At 34.0% G+C, this 1151-nt stretch carries 1 protein-coding gene; it reads left to right on the top strand.

Annotated features, from left to right (window positions below):
* The first annotated feature begins 117 nt into the window (after positions 1–117).
* A complete protein-coding gene (locus LKO28_RS15335) occupies positions 118–957 on the top strand; it encodes a tyrosine-type recombinase/integrase (protein WP_039990626.1) in 840 nt (279 codons plus the stop codon).
* Positions 958–1151: the final 194 nt, after the last annotated feature.

The following is a 1151-nucleotide window of genomic DNA, read 5'->3' as shown; positions in this document are numbered from 1 at the left end:
TATACGTGTTTCGTTATTTGACTTTTCTTTCTACATAAGATATTGATATATTTGTATTTAAAAAATAAAACCGCACAAATAGCGAAACAAAATATTATAAAATACTATTTCCCTGATATGAATAGCGAAATCATACTTGAAACCTTCGAAAAGAGATTGCTGATGCAGAGATATGCTGGCAATACCATTAGATCGTACAAGGATTACGCTAGTATATTTCTTAAACATGTTAGCAAATATCCCTCCCTTGAAGAAATTCCACTGTCAGATATTGAGGCGTTTATAAACGAAAAAGTTCAAAATGGGAAAATTAGTGTTTCCTATCAAAAAGGATTAGTGGGCGCAATCAAGAAGATGTACGAACTGATATTGGACAAAAAAATCCAACTGGATTACTTATACCCGAAACGATCATTTTCTAAATTACCTAAATTCTTTTCAAAAGAAGAAGTAAGAAATATTCTCGATAACACTCAAAATCTAAAACACAAGGCTATTCTGATGACAATCTATAGTTGTGGACTACGTCTTAGCGAACTGTTGAATCTCAAAATCAAAGACATAAAATCTTCCGATGGAATTATCAGAATCCATCAAAGCAAAGGTAATAAAGATCGGATTGTATCATTACCAGACAAATTGCTGGCGACTTTGAGACATTATTATCAAGCATTCAAGCCAAAGGAGTACCTCTTCGAAGGTGAGAGGGGTGGCAAGTATAGCGAACGAAGTGTACAGTTGATTCTGAAAAAAGCATTGATCAAAGCAAATGTTCAGTCGGAAGGCTCTGTACATACATTGCGACATTCTTATGCCACACATTTAATCCAATCAGGTATCGATATCCGAATTGTAAAAGAGTTATTGGGTCATGAAAATATAAAAACGACTATGATCTACACTCATATCACTGACATAGACAAGCAAAAGACTCCTAGCCCTCTTGATTTTTTATAAGAATAAGATGAACTTTTCACGCTCTATAGAAACAAGCATTATGTTCCAATCATTCTTTAAGAAGGGTTATTCTTCTAGCTTAACTTAACTTTGCTTAGGTTATTGAATAATCAATATTCAGATATAATTTGTCCGAAATGTGTCCGAAAAAAGAAAAAGCCACTGATTATCAGTGGCTTTTGTCGGGGTGGCAG

Source organism: Sphingobacterium sp. FBM7-1 (assembly GCF_020687765.1).
Taxonomy (GTDB): Bacteria; Bacteroidota; Bacteroidia; order Sphingobacteriales; family Sphingobacteriaceae; genus Sphingobacterium.
The sequence above is the reverse complement of the archived record's forward strand: the minus strand, read 5'-3'. Positions and strand labels throughout refer to the sequence as shown.